Raw genomic sequence first — 22508 nt, forward strand, 5'->3', positions numbered from 1 at the left:
TCAGCCACCGAATTCACAAAAAAGGATTCTGTTGAACGAGTTGAACATTTATGGTTCGGGTTCGTTTTCGGAGTCGCTTCACAACCACGTTTCACAAAATACTCTTCCAACCGTCGCCAAAAACTACTCGATCTTCAATTCAAAGATCATTCCGGTTCGATATTCGAAGGAGAATTCACATGTTTCGTTTGAAAACTGCAGCAACTGCATTAGGTCTGGTACTGGTCATTTGTTTGAGCGCCGCCGCCGCTCAAAAAACTGACCTGAGTGGAAAATGGGTCATGGACAAATCTAAAAGTGAAGGTCTGCCCCCTGATATGGAACAGACCATGAACATTACTCAAAAAGGCGACGAATTAACCATCGCAACCACTATTAAAACTGACCAGGGTGAGCGAACATTGACTGATACCTACAAACTCGATGGCAAGTCAGTGGAGTTCAACGCCTCTCGTCCAACCCCAGATGGACAAACCATTGAAGGCAAAGGCACCAAAACAGGAAAATGGAGTACTGAAGGAAAAGAACTGGAAATTGTTCAGGAAGAACATCTCACAGTTCCTACTGGAGAAGAAGTAACCATCAAAATCACCCGCAAATGGCACATTGCGGCTGATGGCAAATCAGTCACCATTGATCTGACGGCTGAAACGCCCAATGGCCCACAATCCACCAAGCGTTTGTTTGTCAAGCAATAGAAAGCGCGAGTAGCGAGTAGCGAGTGGCGAGTAGTCAGACAAAAAGTAAAATCAGAATTCTGGGATTCCAGGTTTGGTAAATTGAGTCTGAATCAACTGCCTTATTCAAAAAGAACCTTGGCTTGACTACTCGCCACTCGCTCTTTGGATTAACTACTCGCTACTCGCTTTGGTTCGCTACTCGCTTTGGTTCGCTACTCGCTTTGGTTCGCTACTCCTGCCCGAAACTCCCGAATCACCTCGATTTCTCCTACCAGATTCTCATTGAGCGCCTCAAGGTCCTCGGCTGGAATCCACCATTCAGTGTGATGGGCGGCGCCGACCTGTTGCGGCGGGTAGCGCTTCATAAAGCTGGCCTTGACCTCAAATCGGGTTACAAAGCCCACACCGCTTTCTTTCACATTCCACTTTTGGGCAATTTCGCAGGCATAGGCTTCGTTGGTCACCGGATAAAAGATCGGTTGTTCCGGTAGTCGCGGAGGCCACCGCTTAAATCCACTTTGGCGAACCAGTTCAAGTTCTTGTGGCCCGGTCGGGCGATAGAGTGTCATCGTTGGTTCAGTCATCGCTTTCAGGTTGGTGGTGAATCAAAACCGGGTTGGGTTTTCCTTCCAGAAACGGGCTGATGAGATTGGCCAGCCGTTGTTCCTCGGCTTCGCGTCGAAGCGCAAAATCTTTTGATTGGCGTTTCAACTCGCTGATTTCCAGATGCAGATTGTCAATTTCGGCCTGGTAGCGTTTCAAGTAGGCTTCGATTTCAGCCGTAATCTGTTGGATTTTTTCAGAATTCCGACGCTCAACATCACGTGCCCGGTCAAGCAGCATGGCTTGATATGATTCAAGGACCCGGTCCCGCCTGACAGCATCGGCAATTGGAACATCAACCGTTACCCCTTTGGCTGAAAGAGCCAGGTTGATGGCAATAATTTTGACGCTCATCGGTTGAGCCGCAATGGTTGGGTTTGTCAGCAGCTTTTCCAATTCATCAACACTCAACTGGCTTTCCGTGATTCCAGCTTCACGATAAATCTCTTCAAAGGATTTCTGTGACAGGTCATCAGCGGTTTGTTCCGGAGGTGTGAATTTTGGAAATGATTCATCGGCCACCAAATCTCCGACCCGTGATGGAGCAGATTGCCCGGCGTTGCTTGTTACTGGTTGGGTTTGCGCATTTTGCGCCGCAGTCGGTTTGACTGGTGGATCTTCTTCTTCCGGAACGATTTTGACGAAAAACCCCAGCAGTGATTTCAGGGCACCAGGTTCTTTGGCGGGTTTGGGATGAACTGGTTCTTCAGGTTTTCCGATTCCCTGTGCCATGGCTTCCATTTCGCGCAAAATATCGTCAGTGTTTCGGGGTTTGGGCGGTTGTTTTGAATCTGGCATATTCTTTGTTTCAATCCTGGGAATTAAAGGTTTGAGATACAGACTGAACAAATCGGGTCTGGAGTGAAAAAAAATCGGTCATTTCACCCGGCGGATTTGATCCCGGGCAGTGCGCGATTTGGCTGACGGCATGTCAACCGTCTGTGGCAGTGAGGAATTGGCCGACGAACCATCTGAGGAATCTTCAAAATCCGATAGCCGTGAAAAATTTGATTCGGCGCTAAGCACTTCTTCATACGCTGACCGAAATTCGTCGCTCATACTTAAATTGGTGAGCAACGTATCAACCAGGCCAGAAATGCCCGTCACATCGGTAAACGAGTACACTTCGTCCTGAATCAGGCTAAGTGAATTTTTGATGACCTGTAACCGGGCTTCCAGCAGCCGGACCAGTTCTTCGAGTTTCTTGATTCGCCCCAGTCGCTGTTTCAAGATGTTAAGGTTCTGGTTCAACGCATGACGAACCTGCGCAGATTCCTCACGTTCGACAGCTTGCTCAGCGCGTGCAATTTCACTGGTCAGTGACGTCTGCAAATTTCGGTAATTGCGGGTTGAGAGCAAATGGTGAGCTCGCAACATTCGGGCGTAGTCGTACCGAAACGACGAAAGTTTTTCGATGAGATTGGCCAATATCACCTGGGCGTTTGACCGTCCCAATTCATTGGATTTTCGTTCGATTTCCTCACAGAGCGTTCGAACTGAATGAAAATCCATCTGGTAGTTTTGGGGCAGCATTTTGACAATTGTGACTTCGGCTTCTTCGATTTCAAGAAGTTTGTCCTTGTTTTTGCGTGCCCGGATGATGCGCTGAACTCTGGAATTTTGGGCAATAAACAAACATCCAATTTCCCCAGCCAGGAGTAGCGCACCAAAGCCCAAAAAATTTACCACCAGCATCAGGAAACACATAATGCCGATAAAGGCATAATTGATCTGACTTTGCAGAACTTCAGCAACATAATTGATTTCTTCATCAGGCATAACGACACTCACCGCACTTCCTCAAGAGGGTTGGTTGGAAACTCTGAATGTGTGACCGCACTCAGACATTCACGCCTTGGCTCCAGCTATCTTCTTACAGTTTTGGAAATTCGACCATTTTTATTTCACGACGGATTTCAGAAAATCTGGGGATGTCCTCGATCTCAGGATGGTATGCCAAATGTTCGGCAATCAGGTCATAGGATTTGATGACCCTGGCACCAGGGATTGGATCCCCCTCAGTATCACGTTCCCGGCCAATCAAATAAACATGATCTGAAATAATCAGGGCTGAGGTGACATCGTGGGTGATAATAATAAAGGTATTGAGTTCATGTTTGTTGGCCACCTGGTTAATCAACCGCAGAACACTGGCAATGCTGATCGGATCAAGTCCTGAAAAAGGTTCATCCAGGATGATAAAATACCGGTCAATCATCAATTGCTGTAAAATGGCCACCCGTTGACGTTGCCCGCCCGAAAGGTAGACTGGCCAGACCAGTCCCTGCTTGACCAGTCCAAAGTCATCCAAAAAGTGAAGTGCTTTTTCCTGGGCTTCTTTACGAGTCATTTTCCCCACTCGCACAGCCGGCTCAACCAGATTGGCCAGCACTGGAATGTCTTCAAATAACGGATATTTTTGAAACACCACCCCAACATCGCCCACCTGAACCGAACGCAGGGTTGAACCATCCCCATTGGTAATCAGCACTTTTCCACTCGTCGGCTGGTCGAGCCCGGCGATCAAGCGCAAGGAAGTGGTTTTTCCAACCCCGGATGGTCCAAGGAGGCTGACAATTTGGGGTTTGTATCGAATATTTTCAATCGTCAGCGACAAATCCCGGAGCGCCACAAATTTGTTGCCATCATCCATGGGAAATTCTTTGCAGACTTTATCCAGGATCAAAACCGGACCCAGGGTCTCGGCACCACTGGTCAATGGCCCGTCAATACAAGGCGATAGATTTTTCATATGTGGAGACTCATTCCGCTTAGGGTTCAGGGTTCAGGGTTCAGGGTTTTCGAAAGGACTATGACTCAAGGTACCCACGTCCCATATCATTTATGTCCTTTTCGTCCTTTTTGTCCTTTTTCTCGAAAACCCGGAACCCGGAACCCGGAACCCGGAACCCGGAACCCAGCGGCCTTAGCCACGTTCGGCTATGGTGCTATAGGGGAAAAAGGTCCGTTTCAAAACGCCAAAAATCCAGTCTTCCACCACTGCAATCACGCCAATAATCAAAAGGCAGCCATACACACGGGCCAGGTTATTGGTGGCCGAATGGGCATAGATCTGGCTTCCAAGACCACCTTCGGTGCGGTTAAAAGTTTCAATTGAGGTAATCATGACCCATCCAATGGCCGCATTTTGAGCAATCGCGTCAATCATTCGGGGCAGTGTCGGACGAACCACAACGGTGTAAAAGACGTGCCAGTCGCTATATCCAAGAACTTTGGCCAGTTCATATTTCATCCGGGGAATCTCAACAATGACAGCGGTCATGCTGGTCACCAGGAAAAAGGACATTCCCGTCGTCAGCATCGCCACCTTCATTGACCAACCAATGGCAAACAGGGTGAGAAACACCAGATTAAAGCCAATGATTGGAATATAGCGAAGCCATTGAACAAACCGGTTCAGCGGTTCAAAGAATGGAATCACGCTCAAATAAGCGATAAACAATGAGATAACGGTTGAGTATATGAGCCCAACGACATTGAGTTTAAGGGTAACGGCAATATCTGAAAGCAAGCGATACTTCGCCCACATTTCATAAATGGCCTGGACAACTTCCTGGGGATAAGGAAGGGCTTTGTTTGGACTCAGCACCCATACCACAAACACTGCCACGGTCCACAGGACCACCAGGTTCGCACGTACAAAGAACCCAATTTCGCCATAGACTTGAAAAAGCTTTTTCACCGAATCTTTCATGGATTCAACCATTTGTTGTCAGTAGCCAGTAGTCAGTAGTCAGTAGTCAGTAGTCAGTAGTCAGTAGTCAGTAGTTGATAAGTCAGTAGACAAAACCCGGGTCGTTGAATCCGTCGAATTCTTGAAAAGAATTGTTCCTAAATGATTCAAATAAAACAAAATACACTTGACACGAATTCCAAAATCCCAACACTCGACTACTGACTACTGACTACTGACTACTGACTACTGACTACTGACTACTGACTACTGACTACTGACTACTGACTACTGACTATTGATGTTGATGCCCGTGGTATCTGACTCCTTGAGCCATTGCCAGACTGACTGGGCCCGGTCACGTGACAGTCTCAAATTTGTATTGTCATCGCCGGTATTATCTGTGTGGCCTTCAATTGTAATTTGAGTGTCCGAAGCCCTGATCAGCAAGTTTCGAATCTCTTGCAGGACAGCCAGTTCCGAGGGTTTGATTTTGGCGGAGCCTGAATCGAAGGTGATTTGATAATTGGCTTTGACGACCGTTCCCGGATTTGTCGTTCCAGTCGGAAACTGTGCCTGATAGACCGGTGTCGAACTGCGTTCGTCGGTCATTTCCTTAATAAAACTGAGGTCCACGACCTGAGCAACTGGAGTGAACGCCTCAAGTCGTTGTGGCATCAGCTTTTGCAGCCGTTTGGCGTGATCGAGGTAGGTAATGCCGAAAATACTGCGCTCAATCGGCTGATTGCTTTCCAGGCCGAACAAATGGCGCACATCAGCGATATTGTTGACCCGTGACCCACCTAGCGAAACCCCGTTTTCGGTCGCACCGTGAAAATATTTGTACCAGAAATTCGGTCCGCGCCCGTCCAGATTGAAAATAACTGAATTCAATGTGGCGACACGGGTTTTCAGGTACTCGTCATCGGCTTTGATCCGCTCGTTGGATCGGGCAATACACCGCAGAAGTGTTTGGACATAATCACGATGTTGATTGATCCAGTCAGCATTGCCAAACAGGATATGGGGCATCATGTAGCTATATTCTTTGGTTGAAACAATCTTTTGCAGCTTTTCGGTGGCGTTTTTGTAGGTCACCGTTGATCGCCCCTCAACCGCCATCACATCGCCTGGAGTCCAGGTGGCAACGGCATCAATCTGGTGCTCTTCCTGTTGCCCGGTTTGCCGGTTCTTAAGGCTGACTTTGGTGTTTTTGACAAATTTCTGAGCCGCTTCGATATGATCGGTGGCATTGACAAAGTTAACCGCCGCTGGGTCATACACGGTTTCGTCGGGATTGATTGGAATCTGGTTGTCAGCCGCCCAATCAACCGTCACATTCCAGTCACAATATGGCACCGCAGTGACCACCAGTGCACCCCGCGCTTTTTGGGGATCCTCTTTCCACGAAGCCGGCCCCATCAAACAATCTTCGCCAAACGAATAGCCGCTGCTCCAAACGACTTTGGCTTTGTTGCCACGCAGCAATTTGTTTGCACCGGCAATGTCAACCGCCGCCTGATCGCCCGTCGTCGTGACAAATTGCATTTGCCCGGCAGCCAGAGCTTTGATTTGTTCAGAAGTATCATTTTGAACAATCAACCGGGTATTGGTGATGCCAGCCTGACAGAGGCAGCTTCCCGAATAATCACCTGATTTTCCAGGTCCGCCCACTGCATCAATAATGCCGCTGGTGGTTTGCCATGTCCAAATCCCAATTGTAACTTCCGGATTGTCGCTGGTTCGCTCCGGTGGTTTTACCTGAGATGCAGGAAAATCTTTGACCTCAGTCGGAAGTTTCTCTCGCGGGTCAAGCACAACCGACCCAACTGGTAAATCCCCAGTTGGGTTCACGGTTCCCTTAAATCTGTCTAACATTCCCAACCGATCCAACCCAAAATAGGTTAAACCCAGTAATAGACCAACAATCAAAATAACCGCTCCAGGACCAAGCTGAACGCGACCGATTCTCATGTCGTTAAGTCCCTTTATTCGAAAAATTAAGGGCAAGGAGGACGCTCCAGAATCTATACCTGTCAGGGGAAAATTGCAACAAAAACCGTAGTTTGGGGTTATTGTACAGAAATATGTGATTTGGGCTGGATCTGGTACCAGGCACAAAAAAGGCTGAGCCAATCACAATGTGTTGTTGGCTCAGCCTTCGACAAAAGCAGAAAAAACCAGGTTACCTGGACCGTTGATTGGTAATCAGCAACGTGGCTTCATATTGGGAAGGGTCAATCACGATTCCGGCTTTTGGATCTGGACTTAATTTGACAAACCTGACCGTGTAGTTTTTGAACTTCACTTCCTGGGGTTCCACCCCAGTGTTGAGTTTGAAATATTCGCCGATCCGCTTCCGTTTATTGATCGCCCCAATACCGATCACAATTTCAGCATTGCCCTGCCAGATGCATTCAACATCAACGGGGCATCGGCTATCGCCTAATAATTGAGAAAATTCAAGTCGGAGCTTTTCGCCATCCACGACAACCTCCTGACCCAATTTCACCGTGATTTCTTTTTGGGTCGGTGTGGTTTCTTTCTCGGCGGCAAAAAGCGGTGATACGCCGAAGCTGATGACCATGCAAAACAGTAAAATAAACTTCATAGGAGCAATTTCCTTTCAGTCAAAACACGTTTTTATTGTTGTAAGTGTTGGTGGGTCTAATGTGTTTTGTCGGACTGGGAAGAGTTGCCGGCACTATACACCAGGTTGCAATCAAATTTCACTTTTTCTTTCGCTTTCTCGGTTGATCATGGCCAAAAAGTGATGCCATGTCGTCCCACCGGCCAGTTTTTTCGCCTTTTGAACTGGCTGATTTTCCAGGTTTGGCTGGTTTTGAAGTGGAACCTGATGCGGCCTTGGATTTTTTAAACGGTGGTTTTTCGCTGGTTGGGAACGGGCTTCCTTTTCGGGTATCCCCTTTGAAGGGCGCCGGTTTGAAAGCGGGTTTGGTCTCTGGACGAGGGGAAGCCGTTGGTTTGGCTGATGGGACAAACGGTTTCTGTTTCTTCGGTGCGGATGGCGAAGGTTCAGACGGTGGAACCTCGATCACCGCATCCGGATCAGGTCGGAACCCGGCGATCCGATTCCGGATCTGAGTACGTGCCATGCGTTTTAAAATCAGATTCTTGTAATGTTCAGGGACTTCGACGTACGACCAGTCGTCATATATATCAATGGCGCCGATGGATTTTCCAGGAATGCCGGCTTCGTTGGCAATGGCGCCGACGACATCACTTGGACGCAAACCGTGGTTATTCCCGAGATCAAGGAAGAACCGGACCATTCCAAATTCGACTGCCGGAAGCGGCTCTTTATTCGCTTCAGAAACCTGTTCAAGTTGACGGTCACCACGTGCCAGATATGAAGCCGCGGCGGCCACTTCGGCCACATCGAGTCCTTCATCCGCCAGCTCTTCGATCACGGAAAGATACAGTTCAAGATCAACTTCGGCCACGGTCTTGCGAATGGTCTCTTTAAACAATTCGATTCTGCGGGCGGCAATATCGGCCTTGGTCGGCAATTTCATCGGCTCGATGCGCTGGCGGGTATAGCGTTCGATTTCACGCAAAAGCCGAACCTGACGCGGTGTGACAAACAAAATCGCCTTTCCCTGGCGTCCGGCACGTCCAGTGCGTCCAATTCGGTGAACGTATGATTCCGGGTCATAGGGGATGTCATAATTAATGACGTGTGAGATACGGTCAACATCCAGCCCGCGCGCCGCGACATCGGTTGCCACCACAATTTCAACCTGCCCGGCCCGCAATCGCCGGATCACGCTTTCGCGATGGATCTGGCTCATATCGCCGTGCATGGCTTCGGCAGCATAGCCACGAGCCTGGAGTTTTTCAGTCACCGTGGCCGCCTCGATTTTGGTGTGGGTAAACACCAGCGTGGCGGTTCCTTGTTCGGCTTCGAGAATTCGGGTCAGAATATCGAGCTTATTGGGAATTGAAACGTTGAGGTACCGCTGTTCAATTCCTTCAACCGTCAGGGTCTTCCGTTTAATTTCGACATTAACAGCCTGTTTCAGGTAACGATCTGCGATTTTACGGACTTCGTTGGGCATGGTGGCCGAAAACAGCGCGGTTTGGGCCCGGCCTTTGGCCTGTTCCAGAATCCATTCCACGTCTTCCAAAAAACCCATTTTCAGCATTTCATCGGCTTCGTCGAGGACAACCGTTTTGAGCGAATCAAACACCATCGTCCCACGGCGGAGGTGGTCCATAATCCGGCCAGGTGTGCCAACCACAATATGAACACCCAGTTCCAGCCGGCGCGATTGCCGCTGAATGGGTTGCCCGCCATATACTGGAAGGACCTGCACGGCGCCGATGTATTTCGAGTAAATATGAATGGCTTCAGCGACCTGCAGAGCCAGTTCGCGAGTCGGGACCAATACCAGCGCCTGCAGAGTGACCGGAGAGGAAAGATTCAATGAATCGAGAATCGGCAAGGCAAACGCCGCTGTCTTTCCAGTTCCGGTTTGTGCCTGACCAATGACATCCGAACCTTCTTTCAAAGCTGGGATGGTTTGTAATTGAACGGGGGTGGGAGCTTCGTACCCAACTTCCTGTAACGCTTTGAGCAACGGCAATGACAGCCCAAGGGCTTCAAAACCTATCTCTGAATCTATGTTCTGTATATCCATGTTTCTTTCTGAACGAGGTTCGACTTTCTTCAAATATGAAAAATTAAGAGTGCATTGAATACATAGCACGAGTTGCCAATCTAGGGAACGCTGGCAGAACCTGGGGCTGAAAATCCTTGGGCTCAGGGCTTGGGGCTGAAGACATCGGGCTGAAGAATTGGTTTTATTTCATCCCTCATCCTTTATCCCTCATCCCTTTCTGTGCTCCGAGCTTGCGAGTCTTCAGCCCCAAGCCCTGAGCCCTGGTTTTCTCAGCGCCATCTACCCAAACTTCCTCAAATCGGATATAACTTCTGTACCAGGCTGATCAAGATTAAAAAACAAAAAGAGCGTGTTCATTGGTAATACCATTTTGGAATGGAATCCTCGATTTATCGAGTAGCTAAGTAATTCGAATAAATAGATTTGGTGAACTACTGACTACTGATTACAAAACTGGTATAAGAATGACGCTCAAAGAGGTAACACAAGATGAACTTCTGGAAAAAATTGCAGCCCGGTAGCCCAAATCTGAAACAACCGCAATTGGTTTGTTTTCTGCCGGTACTGTTACTAACCCTGCTGTTTGTGACCAGCACCACCCAAACCTGGGGACAAACCAAAAAATCGAAAACCCAACCTACTCGGGGGCCAGCCACTGAATCACCAACTTCCCATGCAAAAGGAAAACCGGAACCGATCACCGTCAACACCGTCGAAATCCAAAAAGTTGCTGAAGGGGTTTATGCCGCTATCCGGAAAGAACCGCCGGGGCTGATGTTTAACGGCAATTGCGTGTTCATTATCAACGATGAAGATGTGGTCGTTGTGGATACCACCATCACACCCAGTTCAGCCCGGGAAGTCCTGGCCGAACTCAAAAAACTGACCAGTAAACCAGTCAAATATGTCATCAACACCCACTGGCATGATGACCACATTATTGGAAATCAGGTGTATCGCGAAGCATTCCCAGGGGTTGAGTTCATCGGACATGCCAGTACGCTGGTGGATTTGCCAACCATCGGTGCCACAAATCGCCAACAACTCCAGGAAGGCGCCCCTGGGTTTGTCGAACAGATCCGCGCTACCATGGCCAATAAAAAAAATCTCGTCGGTGCTGACTTGACTGAAGAAGAACGGATCAGCTTTACCAGCGATATCGAACAGGTCGAACGATACCTATCTGAAATCCCAAAATTTCAGGTTATTTTGCCTACCATCACCATCCAGGACAGTCTGACCCTCCATCGGGGCACCCGAACGATTGAAATCCGGCACCTGGGGCGCGGTCATAGTGGCGCGGACCTGGTGGTGTATCTGCCCAAGGAACGGATCGCCATCACTGGAGACCTGGTGGTCTGGCCCGTGCCGCTGGTTGGGTCAACCTCCTACCCGGCTGAATTTGCCGCCGCGCTTGAAAAACTGGTTGCGTTGCAGCCGACCGTGATCATTCCCGGCCACGGCCAGGTTTTGCCTGATGACACGTACCCCAAACTCTTGATTCGGCTGTTGACCTCAATCAAAGAGCAAACCGAAGCTGCCGTTGTCCGAGGCGAAACCCTGGAGCAAACCCGCAAAAGCGTCAATCTGGATGAATTCAGAAAATTGATTGCTGGGGATTCACAACTGAAGAACTTCATCTTCAGGTTTTATGTCAGCGACCCAGGAATCACAGCCGCCTATCAACAGGCTTCCCAGAAGAAATAATTTCAGTTTGTAGTCAGTAGTCAATAGTCAGTAGTCAAGTGTTGGGATTTGAGAGTTTTTGTCAAATGTATCTGGCTCTATTTACGCTATTTATGAGAAATTCTTTTTAAAATCCTATGGACTCAACTATCCGAGTTTTTATCTACTAACTACTGACTACTGACAACGGATGATTGATTAGAAAACCATTGTTTTAAGTAAACGGATTTTTTCTTTCCAGGCGCTGATTTTATGAGAGATTTCCCTACAACTTCAAGCATATTCAACCTTGCAATGAACGAAGCTCGGTGAATTTGGTCTCAATAACTCAAAAGGCAAATCGTGTTTATTTGCCCGTACAAGCATTTAAATTCTCTGAACCTACACCATTCCCTACCTTCCAAAAGCCGCTCAAAACTCAAATAAACGCAATTAAACATCTGTTGAGGGAACAGCAATTCTTTATTTGGAGGTCGGGAAGGGTTAAGAGTTGCTGCCTTTAGGCGGCCCCAGTGTCTCTTCAGACCAAATTTGGGATATGAAACCCGCCTGAAAGCGGGGCTCTTGACTTTTTCCCGCTTGATTGAAGTCGGTGAGTCTTCCAAATTCGTGTCCTTTTGGGGTTGAAATCGAGAAACCATTCAAACAAAGAATAGCTGTTGAGGGAAACATCTCACCCCCAATTTTGAAGTTTTTGGATTGAACCCAAAGAACGGACAGGGTAAAGGCTGGGCCAACATGGGGTAAGGGATGGACCAACCACAAATACGTTGAACCCAAGCTGTATCTGGTCGCCCAGTTTGAACGCAAAACCAAAGCGCTGTTTAAGGATCTGGGGATAAACGCCACCCGATACGCCAGGCTTTCAAACCGGGTCGAAGCCATTCAAAAGGCAATCACGGAGCTGCAAGGATTAGATATTCAAAATGGTGTGTTACAAATGATCTTGGAGGAAACCCAGGATGATGACTACAAGTTGATTGCCCTCATTACGGATGTCACCAAAGCTGAAGATCGTCCAACCCAGGACCTGTCGTTTTTGGAATCAATTAACGATTCCTTTCATTTTACCGACCCGGAATCACTTCCGCTACCTCCAGTTCAACCAGTTGAAAAAGAGGCTCCGGTTTCAGCCGAAGCGTTGCTGGTCATAATGTTTGAATTGTTTTCAAACACGTTTCAGATCAACCGCAAGAAACCCTCGCGCAAAGAGATTCAGTTAGCCAGGGAGTGGATTGACCAGTATCAATTCTCATCTATGCAAATTGAAGGGGTTATTACTTTTGCGTTCAGGGAAGCGACGAAAACCAATTACAAAATCCAAAATCTGGCTGGTTTGGAGCAATATATCGAGCCCTTCTGGACCCAATCTACCTCTAAGAATTTCCCCCCTCAGTTTTTTACAGAACCATCTGGCTCCATCGATACAGATCAACCCCGCGAGGCGCGTCCACTTTTTCCAGAAATCCCAGACGGAAAAGAACAGGCATTCCAATACTTGATCGGGTTGTCCACGACAGAGCAAGAGTACTGGTGTCAGGCAGTCCGCCGCCTCTTAAGCCAAAAAGATCCTCAAACTCTCAAGCAGATTCCCCAGTTTAATCGTGAAACCCAAAACGAAACACTTCTCGCCAACGCCGCCAAGTATTTTACCGATGCCGTATTGAGCATTACTCACAGTAGTCAGTAGTTATACCCTCAACCCTAAATGATAAGTACCTTGCCATAAGGTTACAGAGATGTTTGGATTGGGGAAGTGATTGATTCCTTTCGTGTATTTCGTGTATTTCGTAGTTAAAATGTCTGGAAATTTTCAGCGAAGCACTTATGACTTCATCGCTCGATGCGGATTGCTTTTCCGAATATGCAATTATGACCAACCCAGCCATTGATCCGCCCGCGATTATTTCCAATCAAAAAGCGTCCCTGTTGAATCGCTTTAATCAAGTGCAGGTAATCCGTGCCCTTGACTCGAACGAAGACAACATCCCCGACCTCAAGGGTTTCGACTGGAACTGGTGCCACGGTGACCAGATCTCCGTCATTGACCTTTCCGGTCATGGAATGACCTCGCGGTCGGATTTGTACTGTCTGACCTTGTTTTAGTTGTTCGATTGCGTATTTAGCCCAACTCATTGAAAGCTCCAATTTGGAGGTTATGATGCGCACGGTTGAAGCTTGACAAATCTTTACAGTTCTTCTGGAAATCCCCCTGAGGAACCCACGAACTGGAACTGTGCCTAACCGTATCAACTCATCATAGCATCGAATCGTTATTTTGACAACTCCAGCCAGTTGCGAATTATTCTTTTATTTATATTCTTGAAAATAAAAAATTTATTGTTTTAGACCTGCTCAGGATTGGGTGCCGGCCTGAGTTGATTCCAGGTCCAAAAGATCTGGATTATCCGCATCTCACCCAAACCATCAGGGGTTATAACTAAGGTGAAAGTGATTAGAGCCTTTTACAATTGATCATTATCATCAGTCGCTGACTTACCACAATTTCTGCTTGCCATCCACTACCTTGTTCAATACACTAGGCATTCACCGCAGTAACAATTCTTCTCTAAAAACCTTTCCAACCCAAAAGTGCTATTACGATGAGCTACAATTACCAGTGCTTCAATCCATTTCGCAACGTACAGGAAGATGCCCCAGGCAGGCGAGAGTTACGGCGGGCGCTCTATCAGGCAATCAAAAAGCAGTTTGGTTTTGTGCCAGATCCAATCAAAATTGAACTGAAGCGACTCTCACCGCCTCAATTGGAATCGGTGATTGATATTTTGCCTCAATTTGCTTCGGTAAAATATTTAACCACACATATTCAAGAACTCCCACAAATGGGCGGGGCCCCGGCTGATCGAGGCGGCTCTCGTGAAATGGGGCCGTCTGAAAGTGTCCCTCAGCCTGAACGTCTTCCTGGTTCATTTGAAACATCTCAAACCTATCAACCTCCTTCACATCCGATCCCGGTTTTTGCCGAACTTTCAGAACCAGAATCCGAACCGGTTCCGGAACCTGCGGCGGCTACCCGGTTTGAGCGAATTACCGATGATGACGATGCGGCGGCAAGTGAGCCGACTGAATCCGTTACCCCGTCGGAACCCGTGGCCGCCAGCTATACCCGGTCGCCGGTGTTACCACCTCCGATTCAACCCCGGCACCAACCGTATACTCCGATTCCACAATCTGTAAAACCTATGACCAATCAGCCAAACTATCGCTCAGACCAGTATTCCCGTTCGGATGTGGTACGCTCTACCCTGCAAGTTACTTTGGACACCAAAACCATTCATCTGGTTTTTGAATTTGACAAATATTCAGATGCCGAAAATCAGAGAGGGATTCGATTCCTGTTGTCCATTGATGAAAACGAGCTGATTTTTGCGCAGTTTTTGGCTCAACGAAACCGGATTGAGCCGCTTGAAGCTCGGGTAGCGGCAGCGATTCAGACCTATTTCAGAGATGCTGAAAAAGTACTGTCGGGGGCTGTTGCTGCCCAGGCACAGCCGGCTTCCGTGGTTGAACCGAGTCCCGTGGCTCCGGTGCCGGTTCCCGTGGCCCCAGCCCCAACGCCGATGCCAGTGGTTGCGGCAACCCCAGTCGAAATCCTGACCCCAGTCCCTGATAGGGTTACGGTTGAGGCTGAATCGGAGAAGGCTGAATCCTCAACAACTGATAAACCCCGACGTTACCGCCGGACCAATGCCGAACTTCAAGCCGCGGGGGTTAAGGTTGAAAAGCGCACCCGTCTGACACCCCAGAGTATTGATTTAAATACACTGAAATTTGATCCTCGCATGGCTGCCATTCTCAGTTTTGATGAAGCCAAGGAGCTCAATATTGCGGCAGTTGGATTTATTCCAAATTCAACCGACGTGCTCACCTTGTTTGTTGAACCTGAGGGAAAAGTACGAATTTACACATTCTTCAACCGGGTTACCAATCGAGCGGCTCTGGCGGCATTGATTGGTATTCCAGCCAAAGATCGAGAAAAGGTCAAAATTCGCACGTTGCGAGTACCCCAGGAATTCCTCGATGAATTTCTGGCCAACGGTGCCACGGCGGTGGTGCCAACCAGTAAACCCACACCGATTGTCATCACTGAAGAGTCCGACGACCCATCGAAGCCAAGTCGGCGGCGGTTCATTGTTCCAAAAGAACACGCCGGTCGCCCAACCCCAAGCGAAGAGCTGCCCAAGCGGAAACGTGGCCGCCCGGCAGGCTCTGGAAAGTAAGTCGCGACAGTACTGGTTCAAGTTGGAAAAAAGAACGGGAAGTTTTGCGAAACAACATCAAGTGCCGGGAGCCCCCCCAACCCTTTGTTCGCACCGCTTCCCGTTCTGGTTTACCCTGGGCTCTCGTTCACTCCTCCTGTTATTTTACGCAAATAATGTTTGTCTCCTCACCTCCCATCCAAGAAGCCACGAGCGTTTCAATTTGTCTTATTTGTAATTCCAATATAATCCCGGCCAATGTTCTGACCCAACTTTTAACGATTGGAGAGGTCACCAAACATTCGTTTGAATCACTTCAGGTTGGAAGCCAGACGTGTGTCTATGTCTACTGGATTCAAACATCAGAGGACCTTCGGTCCTGTGGCCGAACACTTGGAAAACAGTCTGCTCGATCCGTGATCGTGGTGCCTCCGGCCCTGACTGATGGTGCAATCCAGCTTTTTGAGAACCATCCGGGGATGACACTGATTTGGGAAGATCGGTTGCAACTCCTGATTCCCGTGATTCGCCGACTCGTTGTTACGTTGCGCCAGGTGCCGTCTCTGCCAACCCCTGAGTACCTTCGACCAATCAGTCCTCCGCTTCCAAACCTGCAGGAATCCAGACTGAAAGCCCTGACCAGTGTGATTCCAGATACCTGGTTTCGGATCAGTCGCGAAGGGAAATATCTTGATTTTGGAACGCCGTCGCCGGAACTCCTGGCGCTGTCGCCCGAAACACTGATTGGGTCCACGATTGATGACCTTCCCATTTCACCCGAACTCAAACAAAGATTCAAAACGGTGGTTGATCAGGCATTTCAAACCCGACACCTCCAAACCCTTGAATATGAAATGGATGTTCCAGCCGGTCGAAGGTATTTTGAACTCCGCGCCCTGGCAAGTAGCGATACGGAAGCAATTTTAATCGTCCGGGATCAGACCGATGCCCGGCATTCCGCCGAGACAATCCGAATCAGCGAAGAGCGACTTCGTTTTGCCCTGGAGGGCGCCCAGATTGGTACCTGGCACTGGGACATCGTGACCAATGAGATGGAGTGGTCAGACCGGTATTATGCCATTTTTGGTCTCTCCCACGATTTAAAACCCAGCCTGGAACTCTGGGAAGGTATGTTACATCCAGATGATCACGACTGGGTGATTCAGGCGCTTGGAACAATGCTTGACCATGAGAATGAAAGCAGTGCCGAATATCGAATTCTCCGGCCAGATGGTTCAGTTCGCTGGGTGAATGTGGTTGGTCGTCTCGGTCGTCAGCCCGATGGATCCCCATTACAAATGGAAGGAATCATCTTTGACATTACTGATCGTCAATTAGCCCAGGAGAAAATCCGCCAGAGCGAAGAATGGTTTCGAACCCTGGTTCAGCATTCCTCTGACATTGTGGCTGTGATTCAACCCGATGGCACACGGCGGTTTGTCAGTTCCGGTGCCCGGCGTGTGCTTGGGTATGCCCCCGAAGAGTTAATTGGTAAAAATGCCTTTCAAGGAGTTCATCCAGAAGACATGGCTCGGGTTGAACAATCATTTCGAACTGTTTTGACCGAACCTTCGCAGACAGTTCAAATTGAATTCCGGTTCCAGCACCTCACTGGCCACTGGGTTGACCTGGAATTGATCGGTGAAAATTATCTGGAAATTGGTGGTGTTGAAGGCGTTGTGGTCAACATTCGCGATATTACCGCCCGCAAAAAAGCCCAGGCGTTACTTCGCCGGAGTGAAGAAAAATTCGCTCAGATTTTCCACGACAGCCCAATGGCCATTTGTATTATTTCGCTTCAAACGGCTGAAATCCTGGATGTCAATCAGGCGTTTTTGGATATTTCCGATTATGCCCGCCAGGATCTGCTCCATCAAACGCCGGCTGATGTCGGACTCTGGCGGTCAATGCGAGGGGTGGAACGGTTGCGGGAAAAACTGGTTGCTTCAGGTGGGTTGTTATCCTTTACGGCTGAATTGCGCCGCCGGACAGGCGAAATTCGGATTGTGGAAGGCCGCTCAACCCTGATGGAATTTCCCGAGGAACTCTGTGCTTTGACCATTTTTGTGGATACCACGGAGCGGTTTCGGATGGAGCAGGCGCTACGGGTCAATCAGGAACGCCTGACCGAGACCGGTCGCCTGGCCCGCGTCGGTGGCTGGGAAGTCAATCTCGGGGCTGAACGGGTGTATTGGACGGAAGAAGTCTTTCTCATTCACGATATGCAGCCTGGGCTTCAACCAACCAGGGAAGAAGCCTTTGGATTTTATCCGCCAGATGCCCAGTCAGTGTTACATGTGGCTGTGGAGCGGACGATTCAGACGGGAATTCCCTGGGAACTTGAACTCCCCTTGATTACCGCCACCGGGCGGCAGATTTGGGTTCATTCGTTGGGGCATGTTGAATATCGTGAGGGACAACCATACCGGCTTCACGGAGCCGTTCAGGATGTAACCGAGCGTCACCTGCGCGAGGAACGGATGCGGTTGCTCGAATCAGCCATCGAGCACGCCAATGATGCCGTTTTTATTACCGAAGCGGAACCGATTGACCCACCGGGCCCGCCAATTGTGTATGTCAATCAGGCATTTGTGGATGTCACCGGATTTGAATCATCAGAAGTGATTGGTCTGACCCCGAGCATTTTAAAAAGTCCACGCACCAGGCTTGAAGATCTGGAACGCTCGCTTGAAGCACTCCATCGGCGTGAACCGATTACATTTGAAAACATCACCTCTCGCAAGGATGGGTCTGAATTTTGGGGGGAAATCTCAATTTTCCCGGTCATTGATGTCACTGGCAAACATACCCACTGGGTTGCCATCTTGCGCGATATTACTGAGCGGCATGTGATCGAAGACCGTCTCCGGCAGTCCCAACGGATGGAGACGTTGGGGCAATTTTCCAGCGGCGTGGCCCATAACTTCAACAATTTGTTGACGGTCATTCGTGGGTATGCCGATATGCTGGCCAGACTTTTTAAGACCGAGCCTTCAACCCTGGAGATGGCGCTCGAAATTCGACGGGCTGCCGACCGGGGTGCCGAACTGGTGCGGGAACTGATGGCCTTTGGCCGCCGCACCGAAGCCAATCGGGCTATTATTGATGTGAACGAAGTGGTCCTGGAAACCACCAGCCTGATGCAGCGACTGATTGGGCCGCACATCCAGGTTGACCTTGATCTGGACGAATCCTGTCCCCATATTTGTGCCGATGCCAGCCAACTGACCCAGGTGTTGCTCAACCTGGCAGCCAATGCCCGCGATGCCATGCCAACCGGGGGAACCTTAGCCATTCAAACCAGACTGGTATCGGTTGATGAACAGGCCCTGAGCGAGTTGATTGACCGACCAGGAAAAATGGTCGTCAGCACCAATCCAATCACCACTGGCAAGAAGGTGAAAGTGACGGTTCGCGATATCGGCACCGGAATTCCTCCAGAGGTGCTCAAGCGAATATTTGAACCATTCTTTACCACAAAGGACATTGGCAAAGGTACCGGGTTGGGGCTGGCAACTGTTTATGGGTTTGTAAACGGTTCAGGTGGATTTATTGAGGTTTCTTCTCGACCTGAATATGGAACCACATTCCATATTTACCTGCCCAGTGCCGATCAAGAAACACTCATCGGGATTGATTATGATCCACTCTTGCCCAACTTTGAGGTTGGTACCCAGACGGTGCTGGTAGTTGATGATGAGCCCGCCGTTCGCAAAATGGTGAAAGAACTACTCCATCAAAATGGTTTTCATCTGCTGGAAGCTGGTTCCGGTGAGGAAGCCCTGGCCCTGGAACGCTCCTACAAAGGCACGATTGATTTGATTTTAAGTGATTTACTGATGCCCAAAATGAATGGGTATGAGCTGGTTGCCCGGTTTTTGACCCGACGGCCAACGGCACGGGCACTGTTGATGACCGGAGATGGCTCCCGGATTACTGCGGAGAACGAGCATACCCTGTTGCCCTTGCTGGCCAAGCCCTTTACCGAAGACCAGCTCCTGGCAGCGGTCCGGCGCTCACTGACAGGCAAACACATTCGAATGACTTAAAGTTTGCCCAAAATATCGCCGCCTTAAACCTGGGGGCGATTCAGAAAACATCGTCATCAAGAGAATGGTTGAACAGGTTGAAACACATTTTAGGCTATCTAATCGCTCCTCCCAGTAAATTTATCGCAAGGCGACTCAATAGTTGATGAAAATTGGAATTTACAACCGCTACATCAATGCTCTCGGTGGAGGAGAAAAACGTACCCTGGCTCTGGCTGAACATTTGAGCCATCGGCATACCGTTTCGCTCATTGTTCCTTATTGCCTCGACAAGCCGTTTTTGGAAGGCTACTTCAACATTGATCTGGGGCGGGTTCGGGTGGTCGTGTTGGACTCAAATTCCAGGTCAGGGCTACCCCACCGGGGAAGCGTTGAAGCTATTTATTTCAATCAAATCAAAGCCATGGAACTCGATCTGCTGATTAATAATTCACACCAAAGCCACCTGATGTGTCCCGCAAGCCGGGGGATTTATATGTGTATGTTCCCGCATCAAGTCTGGGGAAGTCCATTGGAATGGAAAACGCCGTTCACACTCCTTGATTCACTGTCCATTCGATGGAAAAGCCTGATGTCTGGCCAAACCCTCAAAGCGGTCAATTCTTATGATGTCGTAACCGCAAATTCACAATTTACTGGACACTGGATCAAGCGGCGCTGGAAACGCCAGTCTGAAGTCGTTTATTCCGTCTGCGAACGGATGGCGGAAGACGTTGATTTCTCACAAAAGAAGCCTGTTATTCTCAATGTCGGGCGGTTTATTGGAGATCCTTGGAAATTTCATCACAAACGCCAGGATGTCTTGCTGGAAGCATTCAAACGGTTCCACCTTGCACAGTGCCAGGGCTGGGAACTCCATTTTGCCGGAAGCAGGCCGAATGATGCCGCCGGTCACGAGTTTTTGGAGACCTTAATCGCTTCAGCCAACGGATTTCCAGTCCAATTTCACCCAGGCATTCCCTTTGAGGCGTTGCGACAATTGTACCGGACGGCCTCGATTTACTGGCATGCCACCGGATATGGTTGTTCAGCCGAAGCCTATCCAGAGCGTCAGGAGCACTTTGGCGTCACGACCGTGGAAGCCATGTCGGCGGGCCTGGTTCCGGTGGTGATCAACTCTGGCGGCCAACGGGAAAGTGTGCGTCATCAAGGAAATGGGTTTCTCTGGAATGACCTGGATGAAATGATCGAACTGACCCAATCTCTGATTCTGGATCGGGAGCTCCGCGAACGGCTTGGTGTGCAGGCTGCAACGGATAGTAAACAGTTTTGTCGCGAAGCTTTTCTGGAACGAATGGACCGAATTCTTGAACGGCTGACAACTTAAATCGTGTCCTCTGCTATACTCCGCCAACTCAACAGAGGGAAGAAATGAGGGAGACCTGAGATCAAATGCGCGTACTGACCTGGGGACTGGGATATGTGGGGTTGGTTTCATCCGCCTGTCTGGCCCAATTAGGCCATGACGTGATTGGCATTGACTCTGATATCGCCAAAGTTCAAGCACTCAACCAGGGAAAAAGTATCCTGGTTGAACCCGGATGCGATGAGATTGTGAGCCGAAATCTCAATGCAGGCCGGCTGAAGGGAACAGTTGAGGCGGATGTAGCCGCCAACTGGCCGGAAATTTTGCTGGTTTGTGTTGGAACTCCGGGCGACAGTGATGGCAATTTTATCCTGGATGACCTCAACCTTGTCACTCACACCATTGGCAACAGGTTGCGGCAGTCAACTTCATTTCAGGTGGTGGTTGTTCGGAGTACCGTCTTTCCTGGAACCACCCGCGAAATTCTGATACCCCAGTTCGAAAAATACTCTGGCAAAAAGGCGGGCGAGGACTTTGGTGTTGTGTTCAACCCTGAATTTCTTCGTGAGTCCACAGCCATCAAGGATTTCTTTGAACCCCCCTACATTCTGATTGGAGAACTGGATGCTCGTTCTGGACGGATGGTGGAGCTTCTCTATGAACCAATGAACGCCAACCGGATTCGAGTCAGCCTTGAGGAAGCCGAATGCCTGAAGCTCGCCAGCAACGCATTTCACAGCTTAAAAGTCGGATTTGCCAATGAGATTGGCCGTTTATGCGATCGGTTGACCCTGGATAGTCAAAAGGTGATGGATTTGGTCTGTGCCGACACCCGGCTCAATCTTTCTTCCGCGTACTTAAATCCAGGGTTTGCGTTCGGTGGTGCTTGCCTTCCGAAAGATTTGCGTTCGTTGACGGCTGGCGCCCGCCACATCGGAGTTGAATTGCCAATTCTGGAAGCCGTTTTGCCAAGCAATGACCTTCATCTGGAGATGGTGCTCAACAAAGTAACCGATCACAATCTTGGGTCCGTCGGCGTCCTGGGGCTGAGCTTCAAATCGGGTACCAATGACTTGAGGGAAAGCCCGGCGGTGGAGTTTGTTTGTCGTCTCCGTAAAAAAGGCGTGATGGTTTGGGTTTTTGATCCGGATGTGAAACTAAGCCGACTCACCAGGGCAAACAAAGAATTTCTCATGGAAAAACTGCCGGACATTGAAACGATTGTGTGTCCGGACATCAATCTCATTCAATCACGCTGTGAAGGAATTGTGGTTACCCGGCCCCAGCCTGAATTTCAAGCCTTCATTCGCCACATAAGGCTGAGCCATCCTCAGATACCTGTCATTAACTTTGGATGATCAATAGCCATTCGGAGATAATGGCTATTGATCATGGGATTCGACCTGCTGATGTGCGTAAACTCTGGCTCCAGCACACTGGCCGGTGTGGGTATGCTCAACTATAAGGGGTCATCTGTTGAATTTAACTAACGTGAGTTCGACGTAAGAAAAACGAAAAAATAACCAACAACTCTCATTTTTGGTATCATTTACAAAATGAAAATTCGGTGGTGGACACCAAAAAGGAGAGTGTTGGTATGATGTTGATAGATCTTTTTTGCGCGATT

At 49.1% G+C, this 22508-nt stretch carries 16 protein-coding genes; 7 read left to right on the forward strand and 9 right to left on the reverse strand.

Annotated elements, in window-relative coordinates; all coding sequences use genetic code 11:
• The first annotated feature begins 179 nt into the window (after window positions 1-179).
• The gene (locus HY774_08585) at window positions 180-698 is read left to right on the forward strand and encodes a hypothetical protein (GenBank protein ID MBI4748534.1); all 519 of its coding nucleotides are present in this window, start codon (window positions 180-182) and stop codon (window positions 696-698) included.
• A 194-nt stretch (window positions 699-892) separates the two neighbouring features.
• On the opposite strand, the gene HY774_08590 is transcribed toward HY774_08585, so the two are convergent.
• The 8 genes from HY774_08590 to HY774_08625 all read right to left on the reverse strand — a co-directional run bounded on the left by HY774_08590 (window position 893) and on the right by HY774_08625 (window position 9638).
• Complete coding sequence (locus tag HY774_08590; protein MBI4748535.1) at window positions 893-1264, reverse strand: hypothetical protein; 372 nt, start codon at window positions 1262-1264, stop codon at window positions 893-895.
• Window positions 1257-2081, reverse strand: coding sequence for a hypothetical protein (locus HY774_08595; GenBank protein ID MBI4748536.1), 825 nt, complete (start codon window positions 2079-2081; stop codon window positions 1257-1259). The genes HY774_08590 and HY774_08595 overlap by 8 nt, the downstream gene beginning before the upstream one ends.
• Window positions 2082-2159: 78 nt before the next feature.
• Entirely contained in the window at window positions 2160-3062 is a 903-nt protein-coding gene (locus HY774_08600; protein ID MBI4748537.1) for a hypothetical protein, read from the reverse strand.
• Between the two features lie 94 nt (window positions 3063-3156).
• The gene (locus HY774_08605) at window positions 3157-4035 is read right to left on the reverse strand and encodes an ABC transporter ATP-binding protein (protein ID MBI4748538.1); all 879 of its coding nucleotides are present in this window, start codon (window positions 4033-4035) and stop codon (window positions 3157-3159) included.
• A 174-nt stretch (window positions 4036-4209) separates the two neighbouring features.
• The gene (locus HY774_08610; protein MBI4748539.1) at window positions 4210-4986 is read right to left on the reverse strand and encodes an ABC transporter permease subunit; all 777 of its coding nucleotides are present in this window, start codon (window positions 4984-4986) and stop codon (window positions 4210-4212) included.
• A 279-nt stretch (window positions 4987-5265) separates the two neighbouring features.
• Window positions 5266-6855, reverse strand: coding sequence for an OmpA family protein (locus HY774_08615; GenBank protein MBI4748540.1), 1590 nt, complete (start codon window positions 6853-6855; stop codon window positions 5266-5268).
• A gap of 307 nt (window positions 6856-7162) precedes the next feature.
• A complete protein-coding gene (locus HY774_08620; protein MBI4748541.1) occupies window positions 7163-7588 on the reverse strand; it encodes a hypothetical protein in 426 nt (141 codons plus the stop codon).
• A gap of 118 nt (window positions 7589-7706) precedes the next feature.
• Window positions 7707-9638: a DEAD/DEAH box helicase gene (locus HY774_08625; protein ID MBI4748542.1), complete on the reverse strand. Its 1932-nt coding sequence runs from the start codon at window positions 9636-9638 to the stop codon at window positions 7707-7709.
• Between the two features lie 471 nt (window positions 9639-10109).
• On the opposite strand from HY774_08625, the gene HY774_08630 reads away from it, so the two are divergent.
• Window positions 10110-11327: an MBL fold metallo-hydrolase gene (locus tag HY774_08630; GenBank protein ID MBI4748543.1), complete on the forward strand. Its 1218-nt coding sequence runs from the start codon at window positions 10110-10112 to the stop codon at window positions 11325-11327.
• 919 nt (window positions 11328-12246) lie between these two features.
• Window positions 12247-12996, forward strand: coding sequence for a hypothetical protein (locus HY774_08635; GenBank protein ID MBI4748544.1), 750 nt, complete (start codon window positions 12247-12249; stop codon window positions 12994-12996).
• A gap of 143 nt (window positions 12997-13139) precedes the next feature.
• Here the strand turns inward: HY774_08635 and HY774_08640 are convergent, their stop codons facing one another.
• Window positions 13140-13442: a hypothetical protein gene (locus HY774_08640; GenBank protein MBI4748545.1), complete on the reverse strand. Its 303-nt coding sequence runs from the start codon at window positions 13440-13442 to the stop codon at window positions 13140-13142.
• A gap of 467 nt (window positions 13443-13909) precedes the next feature.
• Between HY774_08640 and HY774_08645 the strand changes: the two genes are divergently transcribed.
• The 4 genes from HY774_08645 (at window position 13910) to HY774_08660 (ending at window position 22239) form a co-directional block, all read left to right on the forward strand.
• The gene (locus HY774_08645) at window positions 13910-15547 is read left to right on the forward strand and encodes a hypothetical protein (protein MBI4748546.1); all 1638 of its coding nucleotides are present in this window, start codon (window positions 13910-13912) and stop codon (window positions 15545-15547) included.
• Between the two features lie 155 nt (window positions 15548-15702).
• Window positions 15703-19575, forward strand: a complete 3873-nt coding sequence (locus HY774_08650) for a PAS domain S-box protein (protein MBI4748547.1) — start codon at window positions 15703-15705, stop codon at window positions 19573-19575.
• Between the two features lie 145 nt (window positions 19576-19720).
• A complete protein-coding gene (locus tag HY774_08655) occupies window positions 19721-20902 on the forward strand; it encodes a glycosyltransferase (protein MBI4748548.1) in 1182 nt (393 codons plus the stop codon).
• Window positions 20903-20967: 65 nt separating this feature from the next.
• Window positions 20968-22239, forward strand: coding sequence for a nucleotide sugar dehydrogenase (locus tag HY774_08660; protein ID MBI4748549.1), 1272 nt, complete (start codon window positions 20968-20970; stop codon window positions 22237-22239).
• Window positions 22240-22508 lie beyond the last annotated feature (269 nt).

The sequence above is a fragment of the Acidobacteriota bacterium genome, from assembly GCA_016208495.1.
GTDB lineage: Bacteria > Acidobacteriota > Blastocatellia > Chloracidobacteriales > Chloracidobacteriaceae > JACQXX01.

Bases quoted from the DNA above. Each gene is read 5' to 3' on its own strand.
- HY774_08585 (MBI4748534.1), top strand. From the start codon at position 180: ATGTTTCGTTTGAAAACTGCAGCAACTGCATTAGGTCTGGTACTGGTC.
- HY774_08590 (MBI4748535.1), bottom strand. From the start codon at position 1,264: ATGACTGAACCAACGATGACACTCTATCGCCCGACCGGGCCACAAGAA.
- HY774_08595 (MBI4748536.1), bottom strand. From the start codon at position 2,081: ATGCCAGATTCAAAACAACCGCCCAAACCCCGAAACACTGACGATATT.
- HY774_08600 (MBI4748537.1), bottom strand. From the start codon at position 3,062: ATGCCTGATGAAGAAATCAATTATGTTGCTGAAGTTCTGCAAAGTCAG.
- HY774_08605 (MBI4748538.1), bottom strand. From the start codon at position 4,035: ATGAAAAATCTATCGCCTTGTATTGACGGGCCATTGACCAGTGGTGCC.
- HY774_08615 (MBI4748540.1), bottom strand. From the start codon at position 6,855: ATGTTAGACAGATTTAAGGGAACCGTGAACCCAACTGGGGATTTACCA.
- HY774_08620 (MBI4748541.1), bottom strand. From the start codon at position 7,588: ATGAAGTTTATTTTACTGTTTTGCATGGTCATCAGCTTCGGCGTATCA.
- HY774_08625 (MBI4748542.1), bottom strand. From the start codon at position 9,638: ATGGATATACAGAACATAGATTCAGAGATAGGTTTTGAAGCCCTTGGG.
- HY774_08630 (MBI4748543.1), top strand. From the start codon at position 10,110: ATGAACTTCTGGAAAAAATTGCAGCCCGGTAGCCCAAATCTGAAACAA.
- HY774_08635 (MBI4748544.1), top strand. From the start codon at position 12,247: ATGATCTTGGAGGAAACCCAGGATGATGACTACAAGTTGATTGCCCTC.
- HY774_08640 (MBI4748545.1), bottom strand. From the start codon at position 13,442: ATGAGTTGGGCTAAATACGCAATCGAACAACTAAAACAAGGTCAGACA.
- HY774_08645 (MBI4748546.1), top strand. From the start codon at position 13,910: ATGAGCTACAATTACCAGTGCTTCAATCCATTTCGCAACGTACAGGAA.
- HY774_08650 (MBI4748547.1), top strand. From the start codon at position 15,703: ATGTTTGTCTCCTCACCTCCCATCCAAGAAGCCACGAGCGTTTCAATT.
- HY774_08655 (MBI4748548.1), top strand. From the start codon at position 19,721: ATGAAAATTGGAATTTACAACCGCTACATCAATGCTCTCGGTGGAGGA.
- HY774_08660 (MBI4748549.1), top strand. From the start codon at position 20,968: ATGCGCGTACTGACCTGGGGACTGGGATATGTGGGGTTGGTTTCATCC.